We start from the raw sequence: 17,858 nt of genomic DNA, 5'->3' as shown, positions 1-17,858 counted from the left end.
CTAGCCAGCTAGAATATTAAAAATAGACAGGAGCGATAAAGATGATTTCACCAGAAAATACAGTTGTAGGATTTATAGGAACAGGCGTTATGGGGAAAAGTATGGCGCGCAATTTATTACGTGCGGGCTATCCTGTTGTGGTTTATACACGGTCAAAAGAAAAAGCAGAGGACCTATTGCAGGAGGGAGCTAATTGGGCAGATTCTCCTAAGACGATTGCAGAAAAGGCTAATGTCATTATCTCCATCGTCGGATATCCTTCTGATGTAGAAGAAGTGTACTTAGGGGAGAATGGCTTAATAGAAAGTTGCGGAGAAAATACATACTTAATTGACATGACTACTTCTACTCCTTCATTAGCTATAAAAATCTATGAAGCTGGGAAGGAAAGAAAGGTCCACGCTTTAGATGCACCTGTATCAGGTGGAGATATCGGTGCAAGAGATGGGAAACTATCCATCATGGTAGGTGGGGACCATGAGGACTTTTTGGCTGTTGAACCGATTTTTAATATCCTTGGCACAAATATCGTCTACCAAGGAAAAGCTGGATCAGGACAACATACAAAAATGTGTAATCAAATCGTCATTTCGTCTAGTATGATCGGGGTATGTGAGGCTATTGTTTACGCTGAAAAGTCAGGGCTTGATCCTGAAACAGTGTTGAAGAGCATATCTTCAGGTGCTGCTGGAAGCTGGGCTTTGTCTAATTTGGCTCCAAGAATGATACAAGGGAATTTTGAACCAGGTTTTTATATCAAGCACTTAATCAAGGATATGAACATTGCATTAGAAGAAGCTAAAAATATGGATATGGAAACACCTGGGTTGTCATTAGCTATTTCCTTATATAATAAATTAGCCGAAAACGGAGAAGAGAATAGTGGAACTCAGGCCCTTTATAAATATTGGAACCTTGAAAAATAGTAGAAACGGTCTCATTCAAGAGACCGTTTTTTAGTGATACGGGTTCATATCCGTTATCTTCCAATTACCATCGATAAAACTAAATGTTACACGAAGTGTAGCTTTTCCACGTAGTTCATCTTCTGTTTGTTGCACTAATGTGTATGAATGATCATCATTCTTTTCAAATTGATAAGGTTGATCTGAATCAAATAAAAGTGGACCATCCATAGCAATGGCATACAGCCCATCAGATTTCACTTCGGTTTTGACCTTCAATACATTCTCCACTAGCTCAGGATCCATAAAGTCGGTAAAAAGAGGTAGTAGGTCAGTCAGACTCTCATAGCTTTTAAATTTCATGAAAATGTTAGGGTCTATATCGTCATACATCTTATTTAAAGATTCTTCATATCTGTCTAGTAGATCTATGGCTTCGGTTGCAGAAAGGTCTGGGATCGTTTGCTCATTTTGAGAATTTTTTTGCTCATCCTCAAGCTGCTCTATGTTATTTTCCAGATAAGAGGTATAGCCTTTGTCCTTTAAAATGCTATCAGCTATTTTAATGAAATCTAAATCAGATAAATCACCTTGTTGTTCCACCATTTGATAGTAGCCTTCATCCTCCCACAAAAGAATTGTATGAGTAGAGGAAATCTTGAAGACACTCCCTAATAAGGTCACGGTTAATGGAATATTATTTCCTTTTGTCATATCTAAATCAGGTTTTTGCTTTTGCATTCTATAGATGTAGAAGGCATCGGGATTTTCTTTATGTTTAAAAACATGTTCATAAATAGGAGTATCATTTGAACCAGAGGTTTTAACATGCTCAAATTCATAGCCTTCTGGTACGTAAGAAGGTGAAGACATGATTGGTTTTTCTTCTTTTTTATCGGGACTCCCTTGCTGAGTGTTTATATTATCTTTAATGACAAACTCATACATCCCTGTGAAAAATAAAGTAATAAGGGCTGCTGTCAAAATAAGTGGAGCAAATCTTTTAACTTTCTTTTTCTTACTTTGATTAGGTGAGCTTATCTTTCTATAAACATTGCTTTCCATTCTACTAGTAAATTCAAACCCGGATAATTCTCCTTCAAGCATTTGATTTTTCATCTCTTTGAATTTCTTCTCCATATTCAACACCCCTTTCTACTAAAGATTTTCTTAACAACTCTTTTCCTTTAGATAGTCTAGATTTTACTGTGTTAATATTCAGTTGGTATATTTCACTAATTTCTTTTTGCGAACATTCATGGAAGTAATATAAGAAAATGATCTCTCTATATTTGATTGGAAGCTTGAAGACAGCATCTATTAGTTCATTTTTCTCTGATCGCTTTAGGAATTGTTCTTCTGCCCCCGATTGATTTTCTCTTAAAAAGGAAGAAATATAATCTGTAATGTAAACCTTTCGATAGTTCCAGCTTTTTACGTAATCCTTACAATGATTAACAGCAATTCTGTATAACCATGTTTGGATGGAGGAATTCCCTTTAAATGAATCAAGTTTTTCAAAACATTTGATAAAAATCTCCTGAGTTAGGTCTTCGGAAGTTTGTCGATTACGAACATAAGAATATGTGAGATGGAGAACAGAAGTGCCGTAATCATTCATTAATTTCGCAATGGTTTCATGTTTATTCATCTGTTAGCCTCCTTTCTAAGAAGTTGTTTCCCTTTAGACGATACTCGCTTGGGAAAGGTTGATAGGTTTCTTACTTTTTTTAAAAGATTTTGGGAAACATGCAATTTGAATTCTTATGTTGCATAAAGAGTTAACAAAAATCGAACAATAATCGAAGAAATTATCTAAGGAGGACTATTGAATGGCGAAGCGTACAAAAAAGAATGATCCACAGCAAAAAAACAAAAAGGGTTTTGATTCAGCAGTCATTAACCAAGAATTTGCACATGAAGTCGGTAGTCATGTTACCAATCAAATTCATAAAGATAAAGCAAAAAAGGAAAAAGCACCTAAAAACGATGGTAAATATGAAGGTGGTCTATAAAGGGAAAAGTGCAAGCGAGATGCTTGCACTTTTATCATTTATTTGCTTAAGAACTTTGCCATTCTATCTAGCCCTTCACTAAGCGTTTCCATGGAGTAGGCAAAAGAGAGCCTAAAATAACCTTCCCCAAACTCAGAAAAGGCGCTTCCGGGAACAACTGCAACGCCCGCTTGTTCTACAAGTTTTATGGCAAAATCAAAAGAAGATGTGTAGCCTGAAGGCATTTTTACAAAGAAATAGAAGGCTCCATCGGGCTTAACAATATCAAACCCCATTTGACAGAGTCGATTATATACGTAATCTCTTCTAATTATGTACTCCTCTTTCATAGAAACTGCATCATCTTTCCCTGCAGTCAACGCTTCGTATGCAGCCATTTGTGAAATTGAAGTTGCACAGGAAACATTGTACTGATGCACTTTTAATATATGCTGTGCTAAATATTGAGGCGCAAACAGCATCCCAATTCTCCAACCTGTCATAGAATGAGATTTGGATAATCCATTAATAACAATCGTTTTCTCTCTTAAAAATGTACCAATGGAAACATGAGCTTGATCATAAACGAGCTCACTATAGATTTCATCTGCTAGAATAAATATTTCTTTATCTTTTAGAAGATCAACGATATCTATAATTTCTTCCCTTGTTAAACTAGCTCCAGTTGGGTTGGATGGATAGGGGATAACAATACATCTTGTCTTATCTGTTATGTATTTTTTAATAATAGAAGCAGTCAGTCTAAACTCGTTATCTCGTGTGTCAGCATGCACAGGCGTTGCCCCACACATACGAATAATGGGCTCATAACCGGGATATATTGGGCCCGGCAAAATAACTTCTGTTCCTTCCTCTAAAATGGTACGGAAAGTGATATCAATTGCTTCACTAGCACCAGTAGTAATAATCACTTCATTTTCAGGGTCATATGTCAGCTTATATTTATCTAGAACAAAATCTGCAGCCGCTTTACGAAGTTCGATTGTCCCAGCATTATGTGTATAAGAAGTGAAATTGTTATCGATTGCTCGTTTTCCTGCCTCTTTTACATGGTCAGGAGTTGGGAAATCAGGTTGTCCAATGGTAAAGGAAATCATATCTTTTGTTCCTGCAACCATATTAAAAAACTTGCGAATACCTGATATCTCTAGTTGCTTTACTTGATTGTTTATTAGATGTTCCAACATCATCATCCTCCTAGTACGTTCCTTTATTTTATCACGTAAATCCTAAATTTAAATATTCCTTGTAAAAAAGTAATCTTTTATGAAATCTATGTAAAACGGCTTGTCAATAAAGGACAAAAGAGGTACCTTGAACGTAAAGGGAGGAGGAAGTAAATTGAGTCATAAGGTATTAGTTCCATTCGATGGTTCATCATCTTCAAAACAAGCAGTACAATTCGCGATAAGCTCACTAAAAGAAAGGGATAGCATCCTCTTAATTAATGTTCAAAGACCACAATATGAAGAGTACCAAAGAGTAGGTAATATTTCTAAAGAGGAGCTTGACAAGTTTTACGCCCAGCGAGGGGAAGAAATCCTTCAAAAGGCTGAAAACGACCTGAAAGAATCAAATTGTAAATATGAAAAAGTCATCAAACTTGGCTTGCCTTCATTAGAAATTACAAAAGCAGCTAAAGAAAATTCTGCCCACTCCATCATTATGGGTTCTAGAGGGATGAGTCCTGTATTAAGCAATGCTTTAGGAAGTGTTACATATAGTGTATTACATTTAGCTCCATGTCCGGTTACGATTGTCCCTTGTAAAGAGTAAATGTCGAAATCACCATATAAAAAACCCTTTGGAACTTCCAAAGGGTTAAATCAATTTCTCGTATCTCTAGCGGACAAGGAAACCATACCCTCTAAAGTGTAGCTATCGAAAAAATTGTAATCATATTCCTTATATTAATATCCGTAGTCCCAATCTACTTCGTCTTCATGCCATAGAACAGGGGAGACAGTACCGAAATCCACAATTTTGTTTTCAAGTTTGCAATTGCAATGATCGCAACCACATTGTTCCTTTATTTCATCAAAAACTGAGCGATCAACGTCTTCAATAATCGTTACTTTTTGGTCTTTTTGATAAAGAATCGCTGTCCCTTTCATTTTTAAAAGCACCTCTTTATTTGATTTAGCAAAAGCTTTAGCTGTTTACGTTTGTATTGTATTCCTTAAATGAAAGAAGGTCTAGGTGTTTGTGATACAATTCACAAAATTATCATATATCGGTGTCACCATTTTTTCTTTTTTCTTCTAAAGGCAATATTCAAAAGGGATTGAGTAACGGATATAACTACATATAACAGGAGTAACATAAATAGTTTGATTAGTGATATAATTTATGGAGAATTATATATTTCAGGAGGTTTATGAAGTGGAGTCAAACTTTGAACATGAGCATATTCAGGAAAGGGTAGAATACGGTGGGTTTTGGATACGTTTTGCTGCGTATTTAATTGATTCCATTATTATAGGAATACCATTAGCCATTTTATCGTTTGTCGTTTTTATCCTCTTTTTCGGGGCAAGTGGTGCATTTGATGCATATATGAGTGACCCAGCCTACTTAGAGACTTTATCAGAAGAAGAGGCTATGGCCTATTTATTCTCTTACTTGGGTGCTATGTTTGTCAGCGCTACTTTAAATTTAATCATCGCTCTTGTATACTTTGCTGGTTTTCATTCATCTAGATGGCAAGCAACTATCGGGAAAAAACTCCTTAAGTTAAAAGTAATAGATACAAAAGGAAATCGAATTTCTTTTTGGCGTGGTCTAGGGCGATATGCTGCACAAACGTTCTTATCTGCCATTCTATTAATTGGGTATATTATCGCAGCATTTACGGAGAAGAAACAGGCACTGCATGATTTAATTGCTGGAACAGTGGTAGTTAAACACGACTAGTTGTGATAAATTATGAAAAAAAGACTGTATCCTATGGTATTTAACATAGAGTACAGTCTTTTTTGATATGTAATTGTTCTGATATGTAACAACTTCTGCTATTTAATTTACAAATCTTCTTAAGTCGACTTGCATCTTCACTGATTTCATTAACTGAATGATAGGGTTTACGCTCATTGCTTATTACTGCAATTGATATGGAACATATTGGGGTTTCTTCAATAGAGCCCTTTCTATTCTGAACTATAACATATCCATTATCAATGTCTTGCTTTTCATAAAATTCAGTGATGATTTTTTCAAATTCTAATACAATGGATTCACAGATTGGTTCGTATTCATAGTTAGGAAGTATGGCAATAAAGTCATCCCCTCCAATATGTCCAACAAAGGATTTTTCCTTTTGTTTAAGCAATACGTATTTATTTAGGATATTGGCGGTCTCTCTAATGACGTCATCTCCCTTAGCAAAACCATAGACATCATTATAAGCCTTAAAATGATCTAAATCTGCATATAAAATACTAAACTGTGGTAATGAAAGAGCTTCCTCTAATTTTTCTTTAATAAGTGTATTTCCAGGTAACCCTGTTAGTGGATTTGTGTTTCGTGCGATGAGGACCTGTTCTTCTGCTATCTTTATAAGCAGATTTTTAATATTAACCGCGCCAAAGTATTGTCGATTCTTTTCTATGATGATGTAGTCATATAACTCATCTTGTTCTCGTTCCATGGCGATTTTACTAACTTCAGTTATAGGCAGATAATAATCTACTATTAGAGGGTTTTTGGTCATTAATAAATCAACACTGCGACCCATATATATATCAAAACCATACTTTGAGGATAACTTGTGATAGAATTTAGTTTTCATCACTAATCCTAATGGTTTATGATCATTAGCTATCACTACGATCCCTTCTAACAGAGGTTCTTTTTCGAATATGTCGTAAAGTTCTGAGCTTTTCTGATAGGGACTCACCCAAGGTACTGACTCAGCAATATCTCCTATATAGCTAATCATCTAACCCTCTCCTTTAAAACTCCAAGCTTACCTCGCAACAACATCTATTACTATTGTACTATACACTCATGGGAAACTTTGTTAATTAATTGTAAATAATTTTATGTTAGTGATTATAAAGGGTAAAAGAGTATAAGTGTTGAATATATATAGAAATTGAATAGGGGGACTCTAGACAATGCTAAAACAAGAGATTATAGCTCAGTACGAAGAATTAAACGAATGGTTTAACTCATTAATAGAGCTTGAAGATGAGAAATGGTTTGCTCCTATTGATATAGGTAAATGGTCCGTAGCTGCAGTAATTGGACATCTCCTCTTTTGGGATAAACATTCCTTTGAAAAGCGATACCCTCATTTTAAAAGTGGTGCACAACTAGAACCATATCCTGACTTCCAAGAGTTTAATAATGCTGCTGAGAAGTATGCAGAGAGTGGAATTACTAGGGATCAACTTATTGATGAGTTGTTACAAGTAAGAATAGAATTAAAAAACAAAATCAATAGTTGGGAAGATGAGGAGCTAGATACAGCGTTTTTTATTGGAAATCATTCTATTTCTATTAGACAATACATAGTAGATTTTATAGAGCATGATCATTATCATAAAAGGAAAGTTGAGAAAGTGATTAAATAGAAGAATTTAAAAAACAAGCTTAAAGGGCTTGTTTTTTATTTTATAATGAAGGTTATACTTAAAAGTCTAGTTATTTTACAGTAGGTATTCAGTCACAATTTTTTCCTAAAACTTTTAAAATTGTTTAAAGAATTAATATTCTTTCATGGTATAGTAGATTATATATTTTCTTATTTGTAAAAAGGGAAGGGCGAAACGAGAATGGATCAAAATAAAGGTATTTTGTTGGAAAGCGGAACCAATGAGTTAGAAATTGTTGAGTTTAGTATTGGTAATAATAAATTCGGAATTAATGTCATTAAAGTAAAAGAGATCATTAATCCTGTTCCTATTATAAAAGTCCCTCATGCTCATCAAAATGTTGAGGGAATCATTGAACTACGTGGTGAAGTGCTGCCAGTCGTAAATGTTGCAACTGCACTAGGTTTTCCGCCGTCAACGAACCCCCAACATGATAAGTTTATTGTTGCCGAATTTAATAAGCAAAAAGTAGTGTTTCACGTACATACTGTAACCCAAATCCATCGTATTTCTTGGGGGCAAATTGAGAAACCTTCAGATATGTATCAAGGTGCAGATAGCCAAATCATCGGTGTTATAAAGCTTCATGGGGAAATGATATTATTATTAGATTTTGAGAAAATCGTCGTTGAAATTAATCCTGAGTCGGGTATTAATGTTCAGCAAGTTAAGAAGCTAGGGAAACGTGAGCGTTCTTCGAAAAGACTGGTAGTAGCAGAAGATTCACCATTACTTCGTAAGTTATTACATGATACATTGGCCGAGGCAGGATTCCAAACAGTGGAATTTTTTGAAAATGGACAAGATGCTTTGAGCTATTTAGAAAATTTAGCAACTTCAGGTAAAAATGTAGTTGACGAGGTACAGTTAGTGATTACAGATATCGAAATGCCACAAATGGATGGTCATCACTTAACAAAACGTATTAAAGAAAATAAAGACCTGACTAAATTGCCAGTTATTATTTTCTCATCTTTAATAACAGATGACCTTAGACATAAAGGTCAAATGGTGGGAGCTAACGCACAGGTAAGTAAGCCAGAAATTGCAGAATTAGTTCTTCTAATTGATAAGTACATACTCTAAATTTACGTGAAAAGGAGGTGTCATTTTGGAACTTGTTGAGAAGGCAAAAGCCTTTGCTAAAAAAGCTCATGACGGGCAAACAAGGAAAGCCACATCTGAACCTTACTTTGTTCATTTAGAAGGAGTTGCGAATATCTTAAAATCTGTAGGTAGTAATGAAGAGTTAATTGCTGCTGGATACTTACATGATAGTGTAGAAGATACAGATGTGAGAATTGAGGATATTAGAGAACAGTTTGGAAACCATGTAGCCGTTATTGTTGAAGGCAATACCGAAAACAAAAATTTAACGTGGGAAGAAAGAAAACAACATACCATCGATTCAATCGCAACAGCCCACATTGATATAAAGTCATTGATCTGTGCTGACAAGTTGGATAATATCTCAAGTATGATTGAAGCGTATGAGAGAGATGGCGAAAGCATATGGAACCATTTTAAACGCGGGAAAGAAAAGCAGCTATGGTACTACTCTTCAGTGGCTAATCAACTTATCGAATCGACCGAATCACCACCTGATCATTTTTATAAGCTCAAAGAAAAGGTAAACTATTTTCTTCATAGATAAAAAGAAAAAGAAGCTGAAGTATCTCAGCTTCTTTTTGTATGGCTAATTTTTAAAAATAACTTTGACCTAGTTTTTTAAATACAGGCTTCTCGTAACTCCGTTTTTTGCGGGTAGGGAACGTTTTCTCTTCCTTATTTCCTGTATAGGTAACGAGTAAGTTCTTGGCTGTATTTAGTGATAATTGAGCCTTTGGATTTCGAACTTGGTTGTCTAGTTTACCTAGGTGAGGCAACTCATCAAAGTCACTTTTTGACGGTGGTAAATGAAATGAGTAGTTCCCACATACAACTAATACATCAGATTGCTGTTGGCTAAATTTTGGATTTTTCGAGAAATGGAGACCGACTTTTTTAGCTTTACCTTCCCTTATCAGCTTAAGTAAAGCATCATGCTTTAATTTATATAGAAATTTTGGATTCGGAGCAGTCTTGGCATGACGATTCACAGTGAAGATTGCTTGTGAGAGGTTTTCAACCGTTGGGTTCAGTTGAGGAGAGTCTTTCTTGTCCTGATTCAAATTTTTGGCTCCTTTCAGTTTTATATACACTATTATAACCTTTTTTTATTAGGAAAGAAACATGCCTAATTCGAAATCAGTTGCATTTTACCTGAATAGAGCATATTGTCGTTGTTAAACACATTTTCAATAGACTTGTGCCTATTGCTTTAGTCAAATAAATTTAAAAACACCCTAATGAGCATTAAGGAGCATAAAATGATCATAAGCAATTCCTTTACCAAAAAAAGTTTGACAAATTTGTGAACTTTATTAGAATATTCTATAAAGGGGATGAATTTTATGGAGAAAAATTCTTTAAGTTTGTTGCTTTTTATTAAAAAGGTTACAACTTTCGGTTTAATCTTAGGGGTATTGGTTTTTTTAAGCAGTTTCTTTGTAAGCGGTATCACAGGAGATTATCTATTACACATTGGTATTAGTTTTGTAGCATCTTCTATGATGATTTTTGGATTTGGATTATTTATTAATGTTATGGGTGATGTAGCTCCAAAAGAGAGAATATAGAAAAAAATCCGGCCTCGATAGAAGCCGGATTTTTTATATATAATGGGGGCATTACATTTTTTAGTGACTAGCGTGTCCGGATGACAATACCCAGATTGAACCTACGACAATAACAACTGCACAAAACACGCCATAACCGATATTAATAATATTTGTTTTTCCGTCTTCACCTTCAGTCATATGCATGAACATGAACAACTGAAGACCAGCCTGTAAAATAGCCATGGATCCGATAATCCACATGATTACACTGAAAGACATTTGCGTTTTAAGTGCAACCCATGCAGCTGCAAATGTGAGTGCAAGGGATGCAATAAATCCAAAGACATGACTGATTGGGAAACTGTTCATTTTCTTTTCCATTACGAAATCATCCCTTTCAGATACACGAAAGTAAAGATAAAGATCCAAACAACGTCTAGGAAGTGCCAATACAATCCAATAATGAATGTTTTACGGGCTGTAACAGGCGTTAAGCCTCGTTTTAACAACTGGACGATAACAAAGGTCGCCCAGAAAATACCGAATGTGACGTGAGCACCGTGTGTTCCTAGTAATACAAAGAGGCTAGAAAGGAAGGCACTTGTTTGCATCGTTGCACCAGCATGGATATAATGAATGAATTCATTAATCTCCATGTATAAGAAACCAGCACCAAGCAATAGCGTAAGGATAAACCAGATTAGTAATCCTTTTAAATTATTCCTACGCATTTCAAATATCGCTACGCCCATTGTAAAACTACTTGTTAGAAGGAGTACAGTTTGAATCATTACATCCTTCATGATAAATATATCCTTGTGAGTTGGACCGCCAGCATAGCGTTCATAAAGAACACCATATACTCCAAAAAGAGTAGCGAACAGTACAATTTCTGCACCAAGGAAAATCCAAAACCCAAGTATATTCATACGATCTTGTTCTCGTTGATATTCAAGAGGTAAAGAAGTGTTCACACTAGCTGACATGATTGTGCACCTCACCTTCTACGTTTCTCCATGACTTTTCAGTTTCCTTAATTTCATCAACGTGGATATGATAACCATCGTTGTAATCAAAGGATCTATAAATTAAACCAGCAATGATTCCAAGTGCAGCAATTGCAGCAAGGATATGCCATTCAAATACTAAGAAGAAACCGGCAATACCAAAGGCTACACACATAATAAATGGCAGTCCTGAATTACTTGGCATATGAATTTCTTCTATTTCACTATCCTTTAGCGTTAAACCTTCGCCACTTTTCTTCATGTGCCAGAAAGCATCAAGTGTTTTAACTTCTGGTAACTTAGCAAAGTTATAGTGCTGAACAGGTGAAGCTGTTGCCCACTCGAGTGTTCTAGCGTCCCAAGGGTCACTTGAGATGTTACGATCTGCATAACGGATGCTCCAGTAAATGTTGTAGCAGAATGCTGCAAATCCAAGAGCTAGGATTACAGAACCTAATGCTGATAGCATGAACAATGGAGCAAAACCAGACTCTTCAGAGAAAGTGTATGCACGTCTTACTGCACCATTTAAACCTAGGAAGAACATTGGCATGAATGTTACGTTAAAACCGATAACGAATAACCAGAAATGCCATTTACCGATTTTTTCATTTAACATATAACCAAACATTTTTGGCCACCAGTAGTATAATCCAGCAAATACAGCGAATACTACTCCAGGGATCAATACATAGTGGAAGTGTGCTACTAAGAATAATGTGTTGTGGTATTGATAGTCAGCTGCACCCATTGCAAGCATAACTCCCGTTACACCACCAATAGTGAAACATGGTACGAAGGCCAGTGACCAAAGCATTGCATTGGTCAACTTAATTCGACCTTTACGCATGGTAAATAGCCAGTTAAAGACTTTAACACCTGTTGGTACTGCAATTAACATCGTTGTGATTGAGAAGAATGAGTTAACAAGCGCACCAGAACCCATCGTGTAAAAATGGTGAACCCATACAACCATACTTAAGACGGCAATACCTACAATTGCGTATACCATTGATTTATATCCGTAAAGAGTTTTACGTGCAAAAGTTGCAATGACTTCAGAGAAAATACCGAATGCAGGAAGTGCTACAATATATACTTCAGGGTGTCCCCATAACCAGAACAGGTTAGCCCATAGCATATCAGATCCTCCACCAGATAAAGTGAAGAAGTGCGTACCGTAAAGACGGTCAAATGTCATTAATGCAAGTGCAACTGTAAAGATTGGGAATGCCGCTACAATAATGGCAGACGTTACTAATGTTGTCCAAGTAAACATCGGCAGTCTCATTAATGTCATGCCTTTAGTTCTCATTTTAAGAATCGTAACGATAAAGTTAATACCAGTCATTAAAGTACCGATACCAGCAATTTGTAAAGCTACCGCGTAGTAGTTATTTCCGATTCCAGGGCTAAATTCTTTACCTGCTAACGGGAAATAGGAAGTCCAACCAGCATCAGGAGATCCCCCGATTACGAAAGATATATTGAATAGCATCGCACCACTAAAGAAAAGCCAGAAGCTTAATGCATTTAGTTGTGGGAAAGCAACATCTCTTGCTCCAATTTGGAGTGGAACAACAACGTTCATTAAACCAATTAAGAAAGGCATTGCCATGAATAAAATCATGATGACACCGTGAGTTGTAAAAATCTCATTGTAATGCTGTGCATTAAGGAATTCCATATCAGGTCTAGACGTTTGGGCTTTCATTAATAATCCGTCCATTCCTCCACGGAAGAACATCAATACAGCAGCAATAATGTACATGATCCCAATTCGTTTATGATCGACAGTTGTAATCCATTCTGTCCATAACCATTTCCACTTCTTAAGGTAAGTGATACCTGCTACAACACCAATCATCGTTAGTAGAATAGCAATCTGTGAACCTAGTATTAGTGGGTCACCAGTAATTAATATCTCATTCCATCTAATGTCCATTATGGTCACCTCCGTGTCCGTCATTAGAGTCTGAATCTGAATCATCATGACCATGTGAATCCTTGTTCATGTCTTCAGATTGATCATCGTTTCTGTAGTTATCTTCTTCTTCAAACGTTCTACCACGGTATCCATGATTTTTATAGTACTCAGGATGAGTGTACGTTTTAGAGTTAGGATCCGCATGGTTCACCCAATCTAAGTGTGTCCCAATAAAGGTCATACGACCTAAGTGAGTTGGTTTTAACAACTCTTCATATTTATCTTCAGTTAGCTCAGGAGCTGTCTCGTGAACTTCTTTTACCCATTTATCAAAATCTTCTTGTGTTTGTGCTAAAACTTCAAATTCCATCTCTGTGTAACCTTTACCGTTAAAGTTCGTGTTACGGCCCCAGTAAGATCCTGGGTTATCAGCAACAAGATACATTTGAGTTTCCATCTTACCCATTGAATATTTCTGACCACCTAATGCTGGTACCCAGAAAGATTGCATGGTACTTGCTGAAGTTAACTTAAAGTCAACAGGTGTATTAGCAGGGATATTAACATAGTTGACTGTTTCAATGTCCTGCTCTGGGTAACTAAAAATCCATTTCCAATCGGCAGAAGTTACATGGATCGTGATGGGTTCTTTTTCCTCATATCCTTCAGGAACTTCTTCTAAAGCATAAAGAGTCTTTACTGTTGGAATAGTAAGTGCAATTACAATCAAAATAGGAATTGCTGTCCAGATTACTTCATACAATGTATTTCCGTGTTCCTCTGGTGGCTCATAATCCATATTTTCAGGCTTTTCTCTATATTTCCAAACAATATAACCAAATAGCGCAAATACGACAACAACGACTAATCCCATCCAAATAAGTGACCAATTTATAAGCTCTGTGATACTTCTAGCTACAGGTCCTTGTGGTTGAAATACAATCATTTCACAACCACTTAGAAATGGAAGGGAAAAAAGTGAAATAAGTAACAGTTTTAACTTCAAAAATCTCACTCCTTTTAGAAAAAAGATATAACAATTTGTTCAAACGTTCACAAAGAAAGTAGTACTAAATGCAAGAATGTTCATTTATTCACAAACAATAGAAATATAAACAGCTTGTAGAAAGAAACTGACAAGTTGTATTTTTAAACGATGCTTAAAACACTGTATAGTAATATTTCCACTGTGTAGATGATGATAACATGAAAAACAGAAAAAGTTGTGACGAAATAAGTAAGGAAAAAAATGTAAAATAAGTGATCACCTATATTTATACTCTTAAAAGCGCGCCGTTACTGACAAAAGTATATTAGAATATAATATTTGACAGTTTTGTGAACGTCAATATTAAAGGTGAGTAAGTTGTGAAAACGGATACATATCGTCGTTTTTCTTATTATTAGGGATGAGAAAAATATATAAATGAAAGGTGATTAAGAAGTTGTGAGGGGGGAGTTTGCAACACATAAAAAAGGCATCCCCAAATGGAAGATGCCATGTAAAAGAATTCACGATACAGAGATAATATTAAGAATGAATGACTACTTTAGTTCCATTAGGAACAGTAGATGCCAACTCTAATACATCTTTATTATGCATTCTGATGCATCCAGAAGACACCGCTTTTCCTATAGAGGAAGGATTGTTTGTTCCATGTATGCCATATCCAGATTTAGATAAAGTGAGCCACATAGCTCCATATGGACCACCTGGGTTAGGCTCTCTATTTACTATAACAAATTCTCCAAATGGTGTTTGTGAGACCATTTTTCCAACTGCAATTGGGTATCTCTTGACTACAGTTCCATTTCTTAAAAGTGTTAACACCTTGTTATTTACTGATATGTCAATGGTATAGGGGATGGAAGCTGGATTAGGTAATCCAGGTATTGTTATACTTTGTCCAACGTAAATTACATTTGGGTTTGTTATATTTGGATTTGCTGTTAATAGTTGTTGCAATGTACGTCTATAGTTCTTAGCAATAATCGCTAATGATTCTCCTCTTTTTACTATATGCTTCAAAACAATCACTCCAAATCGTCTTAAATTCTCAAATGTGCAAATAGATTCTTTTTAAGTGAAGGAACCTTTTGTAAAAAAGGTCCATCTATACTGCATAAAGGGAGTACATAACTAGGAACTCACCTAATAAAATGGCCATTATGAATATTGGTTTAAATACATTACGTTTAGTTATATATAATGAAAATGAATAAGGAACGTTCAAAAAAACTGAAAATATTAAACCATATGGTGAACAAAATTCCGATGGGCAAAATAAACAGAAGTGACTATATGCTTAGTAGCCAAGTTCAACTAATGGAAGAGGTTTACCAACTCAGAGAAGATGAAGAGTAATGAGTGATTGTATTCAAAATCTGAAGATAGAATATTTAAGATATAGTAAAAAACTCAACGTTATGCTTGACGTTGAGTTTTTTTATTGAGGATAATAAAGGTATCTATTGAATGATTTGGTTTATTATACTAAAATTAATAGAATTATAAGATAATTCTATTAATTTATTACATATTAGGATGACGAATTTTAGGAATAGCTTTTACTACTGCATCCTTTACAATAACTTCTTAGTGTGGAATGAGGATGATCAAATGGAGTTAAAAGAATTAATAACTGAAGAACTGAAAAACGATAGAACAGGTCGTAAGATTGAGAAAATCATCTTTAATATTATATTAAAGCATATAAAAGACATGGTCTTTATCATGAAAGTAGAAGAGGGACCACAATTCCGTTATCTATTTGTGAATCAGGCAGGTGCAGTCTTTACAAATACGATGGATCAAATGATTGGTAAGACCATAGAAGAAGTACTCCCTTTCGATCGAGCTAGTGCCTTACAACAGGCATATGAAAGCGTTCTTAGCTCTAATAGTGTTCAAACATATTCTGATGAACTAAAATTGCCAGGTGGAGAAACCTTATACAGTCAATCTGTACTAACACCTGTCCGAGATGAAAATGATGCTATTCGTTATATAGTGTCTGTTACAAGAGATATAACTGATGAAATTAATGAGAAAAAGCGCCTAATGCTTACAGAACAACGATATCGGTCAATTGTAGATCATAATCTTGATGGGATATTTGCTATTTCATTTGATAGTAAGATTATTGAGGTGAATCCTGCTGGACAAAAATTAGCAGGATACTCAGAAAAACAGATGACACATAGATCAATTTATGACCTGGTCGCTGAAGGTGACCATTCTAAGTTTAAAGAGCTTTTTGAAAGCACTATTTCAGGGGTAGCTTTGGAAACATTAGATTGTAGGTTTGTTCATAGTAAGGGGCATTTTATTACGGTTCATATAAGAACCGTCCCGATCGTTATTGATCATGAGATTAAAGGTATTTACATTATTACAAGAGATATTTCTGAACAGGCGAAAAATGCAGAAACCGTTAAATATATGGCTTTTCATGATCAACTAACAGGGTTGTTTAACAGAAGAGCGTTATTAAATGATTTAGAAGAAAAAATAAAAAGGAATGAAAATAAGGAACCATTTGCATTACTATCTATTGATCTTGATCGTTTTAAGTACTTAAACGATACTTTAGGTCATCTTGCCGGTGACCAAATACTAATTAAGGTAGGAGAGCGTCTAACAGAGGACAGGAAGCAAAACTTCAAGGTATATCGACAGGGTGGAGATGAATTTATTATCCTACTAGAAGGAAATCGCCGAGATGCCACCCGACTCGCTCAAGATATTTTATCCAAGTTTTCTAAGTCCTTTTACCTGCATTCAGATGAATATTATATCTCTCCGAGTATTGGAATAAGTACGTATCCAAGTGACGGAAAAAACGCTGAAGCACTAATAAAAAATGCTGATGAAGCTCTATATAGAGTAAAAGAAAAAGGGAAAGCTCATTTTCAATTCTATAGAACAGAGATGAAGTCTTTATTTACAAATGTAGTCTCACTTGAAACTCAACTTAGAAAAGCATTGGATCGTAATGAGTTAATCCTATACTATCAACCTCAAGTCGAGTTACAAACAGGTAAGATAACTAGCTTTGAGGCATTACTTCGTTGGAATAGCAGTGAATACGGAATGGTGTCACCTGCTGATTTTATTCCACTAGCAGAAGATACAGGCTTAATTATCCCAATTGGGAATTGGGTCATTGAGACAGCATGTAAACAGATTCGGGATTGGAACAAACAAGAGGGCAATAAGATAAAAGTGGCTATAAATATATCTCCAAAACAATTTCAATACAGTCTTGTAGAAACGATTAAAATGGCATTAGAAAAGTATAAAATCCAGCCTTCACTACTTGAAATCGAAATAACAGAGGGTGCTATGCATGATACTTCTGAAACAGCACCGATTTTAAAAGGATTAAAAGAATTAGGAGTTGCCATTTCAATTGACGATTTTGGGACAGGCTATTCGTCTTTAAATTACATCAAACAGTTTCCAATCGATGTATTAAAAATAGACCAATCTTTTATTCGAGATGTACATAATAATGAAAAAGATGCTGCCATCACAACGACGATTATTCACCTTGCCAATAGTCTCGGGATGGAAGTAATTGCTGAGGGAATTGAAACGAAAGAACAGGCGGATTTCTTAATCAACTCTAAATGCTTCAAGGGGCAAGGGTATTTTTACTCAAGGCCAATTTCGGCGGAAGAATTGGAAGAAAAAAAAATTGTTTAATAAAGCTTCTAAAATATAAAAGGTAAGAATCCAACCAATGT

The 17,858-nt window shown here is 35.4% G+C and carries 20 protein-coding genes; 9 read left to right on the top strand and 11 right to left on the bottom strand.

Features of this window, described 5'->3' with window-relative positions:
* Nucleotides 1-41 precede the first annotated feature (41 nt).
* Nucleotides 42-926, top strand: a complete 885-nt coding sequence (locus ACFYKX_RS23500) for an NAD(P)-dependent oxidoreductase (protein WP_389364145.1) — start codon at nucleotides 42-44, stop codon at nucleotides 924-926.
* Nucleotides 927-956: 30 nt separating this feature from the next.
* Here the strand turns inward: ACFYKX_RS23500 and ACFYKX_RS23495 are convergent, their stop codons facing one another.
* Both ACFYKX_RS23495 and ACFYKX_RS23490 read right to left on the bottom strand, forming a co-directional pair.
* The gene (locus tag ACFYKX_RS23495) at nucleotides 957-2,045 is read right to left on the bottom strand and encodes a DUF4367 domain-containing protein (protein WP_389364143.1); all 1,089 of its coding nucleotides are present in this window, start codon (nucleotides 2,043-2,045) and stop codon (nucleotides 957-959) included.
* A complete protein-coding gene (locus ACFYKX_RS23490) occupies nucleotides 2,005-2,556 on the bottom strand; it encodes a sigma-70 family RNA polymerase sigma factor (protein WP_389364141.1) in 552 nt (183 codons plus the stop codon). The genes ACFYKX_RS23495 and ACFYKX_RS23490 overlap by 41 nt, the downstream gene beginning before the upstream one ends.
* A gap of 181 nt (nucleotides 2,557-2,737) precedes the next feature.
* Between ACFYKX_RS23490 and ACFYKX_RS23485 the strand changes: the two genes are divergently transcribed.
* Nucleotides 2,738-2,920: a hypothetical protein gene (locus ACFYKX_RS23485; protein WP_389364140.1), complete on the top strand. Its 183-nt coding sequence runs from the start codon at nucleotides 2,738-2,740 to the stop codon at nucleotides 2,918-2,920.
* 38 nt (nucleotides 2,921-2,958) lie between these two features.
* On the opposite strand, the gene ACFYKX_RS23480 is transcribed toward ACFYKX_RS23485, so the two are convergent.
* Complete coding sequence (locus ACFYKX_RS23480; RefSeq protein ID WP_389364293.1) at nucleotides 2,959-4,104, bottom strand: aminotransferase A; 1,146 nt, start codon at nucleotides 4,102-4,104, stop codon at nucleotides 2,959-2,961.
* A 157-nt stretch (nucleotides 4,105-4,261) separates the two neighbouring features.
* Here ACFYKX_RS23480 and ACFYKX_RS23475 point away from each other — a divergent pair, with 157 nt between their 5' ends.
* Nucleotides 4,262-4,696, top strand: coding sequence for a universal stress protein (locus ACFYKX_RS23475; protein WP_389364138.1), 435 nt, complete (start codon nucleotides 4,262-4,264; stop codon nucleotides 4,694-4,696).
* Between the two features lie 134 nt (nucleotides 4,697-4,830).
* On the opposite strand, the gene ACFYKX_RS23470 is transcribed toward ACFYKX_RS23475, so the two are convergent.
* Nucleotides 4,831-5,034 (bottom strand): hypothetical protein, encoded by a 204-nt coding sequence (locus ACFYKX_RS23470; protein ID WP_389364136.1) that lies wholly within the window; start codon nucleotides 5,032-5,034, stop codon nucleotides 4,831-4,833.
* A gap of 268 nt (nucleotides 5,035-5,302) precedes the next feature.
* Here ACFYKX_RS23470 and ACFYKX_RS23465 point away from each other — a divergent pair, with 268 nt between their 5' ends.
* Nucleotides 5,303-5,833 carry an RDD family protein gene (locus ACFYKX_RS23465; RefSeq protein ID WP_389364134.1) on the top strand — a complete coding sequence of 177 codons (531 nt, stop codon included), beginning with the start codon at nucleotides 5,303-5,305 and terminating at the stop codon, nucleotides 5,831-5,833.
* A gap of 40 nt (nucleotides 5,834-5,873) precedes the next feature.
* On the opposite strand, the gene ACFYKX_RS23460 is transcribed toward ACFYKX_RS23465, so the two are convergent.
* Nucleotides 5,874-6,857, bottom strand: coding sequence for a GGDEF domain-containing protein (locus ACFYKX_RS23460; RefSeq protein WP_389364132.1), 984 nt, complete (start codon nucleotides 6,855-6,857; stop codon nucleotides 5,874-5,876).
* Between the two features lie 178 nt (nucleotides 6,858-7,035).
* Between ACFYKX_RS23460 and ACFYKX_RS23455 the strand changes: the two genes are divergently transcribed.
* The 3 genes from ACFYKX_RS23455 (at nucleotide 7,036) to ACFYKX_RS23445 (ending at nucleotide 9,169) form a co-directional block, all read left to right on the top strand.
* Nucleotides 7,036-7,494: a DinB family protein gene (locus tag ACFYKX_RS23455; protein WP_389364130.1), complete on the top strand. Its 459-nt coding sequence runs from the start codon at nucleotides 7,036-7,038 to the stop codon at nucleotides 7,492-7,494.
* 201 nt (nucleotides 7,495-7,695) lie between these two features.
* On the top strand, nucleotides 7,696-8,601 hold the full coding sequence (locus ACFYKX_RS23450) for a chemotaxis protein (RefSeq protein ID WP_389364128.1): 906 nt from the start codon (nucleotides 7,696-7,698) through the stop codon (nucleotides 8,599-8,601).
* Between the two features lie 25 nt (nucleotides 8,602-8,626).
* Entirely contained in the window at nucleotides 8,627-9,169 is a 543-nt protein-coding gene (locus tag ACFYKX_RS23445) for an HD domain-containing protein (protein ID WP_389364126.1), read from the top strand.
* 49 nt (nucleotides 9,170-9,218) lie between these two features.
* Here the strand turns inward: ACFYKX_RS23445 and ACFYKX_RS23440 are convergent, their stop codons facing one another.
* Complete coding sequence (locus tag ACFYKX_RS23440) at nucleotides 9,219-9,686, bottom strand: YkyB family protein (RefSeq protein ID WP_389364124.1); 468 nt, start codon at nucleotides 9,684-9,686, stop codon at nucleotides 9,219-9,221.
* A gap of 282 nt (nucleotides 9,687-9,968) precedes the next feature.
* Between ACFYKX_RS23440 and ACFYKX_RS23435 the strand changes: the two genes are divergently transcribed.
* Nucleotides 9,969-10,193: a hypothetical protein gene (locus tag ACFYKX_RS23435; RefSeq protein WP_389364123.1), complete on the top strand. Its 225-nt coding sequence runs from the start codon at nucleotides 9,969-9,971 to the stop codon at nucleotides 10,191-10,193.
* A gap of 60 nt (nucleotides 10,194-10,253) precedes the next feature.
* On the opposite strand, the gene qoxD is transcribed toward ACFYKX_RS23435, so the two are convergent.
* The 5 genes from qoxD to ACFYKX_RS23410 all read right to left on the bottom strand — a co-directional run bounded on the left by qoxD (nucleotide 10,254) and on the right by ACFYKX_RS23410 (nucleotide 15,138).
* Nucleotides 10,254-10,556 carry a cytochrome aa3 quinol oxidase subunit IV gene (qoxD, locus tag ACFYKX_RS23430; protein WP_389364121.1) on the bottom strand — a complete coding sequence of 101 codons (303 nt, stop codon included), beginning with the start codon at nucleotides 10,554-10,556 and terminating at the stop codon, nucleotides 10,254-10,256.
* Entirely contained in the window at nucleotides 10,556-11,161 is a 606-nt protein-coding gene (gene qoxC, locus ACFYKX_RS23425; protein WP_389364120.1) for a cytochrome aa3 quinol oxidase subunit III, read from the bottom strand. Before qoxC ends, qoxD begins: the two co-directional genes overlap by 1 nt.
* A complete protein-coding gene (gene qoxB, locus ACFYKX_RS23420; protein WP_389364118.1) occupies nucleotides 11,151-13,127 on the bottom strand; it encodes a cytochrome aa3 quinol oxidase subunit I in 1,977 nt (658 codons plus the stop codon). Before qoxB ends, qoxC begins: the two co-directional genes overlap by 11 nt.
* Nucleotides 13,117-14,055, bottom strand: a complete 939-nt coding sequence (gene qoxA, locus ACFYKX_RS23415) for a cytochrome aa3 quinol oxidase subunit II (RefSeq protein WP_389364291.1) — start codon at nucleotides 14,053-14,055, stop codon at nucleotides 13,117-13,119. The genes qoxB and qoxA overlap by 11 nt, the downstream gene beginning before the upstream one ends.
* 585 nt (nucleotides 14,056-14,640) lie before the next feature.
* On the bottom strand, nucleotides 14,641-15,138 hold the full coding sequence (locus ACFYKX_RS23410) for a L,D-transpeptidase family protein (RefSeq protein WP_389364117.1): 498 nt from the start codon (nucleotides 15,136-15,138) through the stop codon (nucleotides 14,641-14,643).
* Between the two features lie 591 nt (nucleotides 15,139-15,729).
* On the opposite strand from ACFYKX_RS23410, the gene ACFYKX_RS23405 reads away from it, so the two are divergent.
* Complete coding sequence (locus ACFYKX_RS23405) at nucleotides 15,730-17,817, top strand: putative bifunctional diguanylate cyclase/phosphodiesterase (protein WP_389364116.1); 2,088 nt, start codon at nucleotides 15,730-15,732, stop codon at nucleotides 17,815-17,817.
* The last annotated feature ends 41 nt before the right edge of the window (nucleotides 17,818-17,858 follow it).

It is taken from the genome of Cytobacillus spartinae (assembly GCF_042865285.1).
Classification (GTDB): Bacteria; Bacillota; Bacilli; order Bacillales; family Cytobacillaceae; genus Robertmurraya_A; species Robertmurraya_A spartinae.
This window is presented reverse-complemented; position numbering and strand designations above follow the sequence as displayed.

Coding starts and splice junctions, on each gene's coding strand:
- ACFYKX_RS23500 (WP_389364145.1), top strand. CDS start 42: ATGATTTCACCAGAAAATACAGTTGTAGGATTTATAGGAACAGGCGTT.
- ACFYKX_RS23495 (WP_389364143.1), bottom strand. CDS start 2,045: ATGGAGAAGAAATTCAAAGAGATGAAAAATCAAATGCTTGAAGGAGAA.
- ACFYKX_RS23490 (WP_389364141.1), bottom strand. CDS start 2,556: ATGAATAAACATGAAACCATTGCGAAATTAATGAATGATTACGGCACT.
- ACFYKX_RS23485 (WP_389364140.1), top strand. CDS start 2,738: ATGGCGAAGCGTACAAAAAAGAATGATCCACAGCAAAAAAACAAAAAG.
- ACFYKX_RS23470 (WP_389364136.1), bottom strand. CDS start 5,034: ATGAAAGGGACAGCGATTCTTTATCAAAAAGACCAAAAAGTAACGATT.
- ACFYKX_RS23460 (WP_389364132.1), bottom strand. CDS start 6,857: ATGATTAGCTATATAGGAGATATTGCTGAGTCAGTACCTTGGGTGAGT.
- ACFYKX_RS23455 (WP_389364130.1), top strand. CDS start 7,036: ATGCTAAAACAAGAGATTATAGCTCAGTACGAAGAATTAAACGAATGG.
- ACFYKX_RS23450 (WP_389364128.1), top strand. CDS start 7,696: ATGGATCAAAATAAAGGTATTTTGTTGGAAAGCGGAACCAATGAGTTA.
- ACFYKX_RS23435 (WP_389364123.1), top strand. CDS start 9,969: ATGGAGAAAAATTCTTTAAGTTTGTTGCTTTTTATTAAAAAGGTTACA.
- qoxD (WP_389364121.1), bottom strand. CDS start 10,556: ATGGAAAAGAAAATGAACAGTTTCCCAATCAGTCATGTCTTTGGATTT.
- qoxC (WP_389364120.1), bottom strand. CDS start 11,161: ATGTCAGCTAGTGTGAACACTTCTTTACCTCTTGAATATCAACGAGAA.
- qoxB (WP_389364118.1), bottom strand. CDS start 13,127: ATGGACATTAGATGGAATGAGATATTAATTACTGGTGACCCACTAATA.
- qoxA (WP_389364291.1), bottom strand. CDS start 14,055: ATGATTGTATTTCAACCACAAGGACCTGTAGCTAGAAGTATCACAGAG.
- ACFYKX_RS23405 (WP_389364116.1), top strand. CDS start 15,730: ATGGAGTTAAAAGAATTAATAACTGAAGAACTGAAAAACGATAGAACA.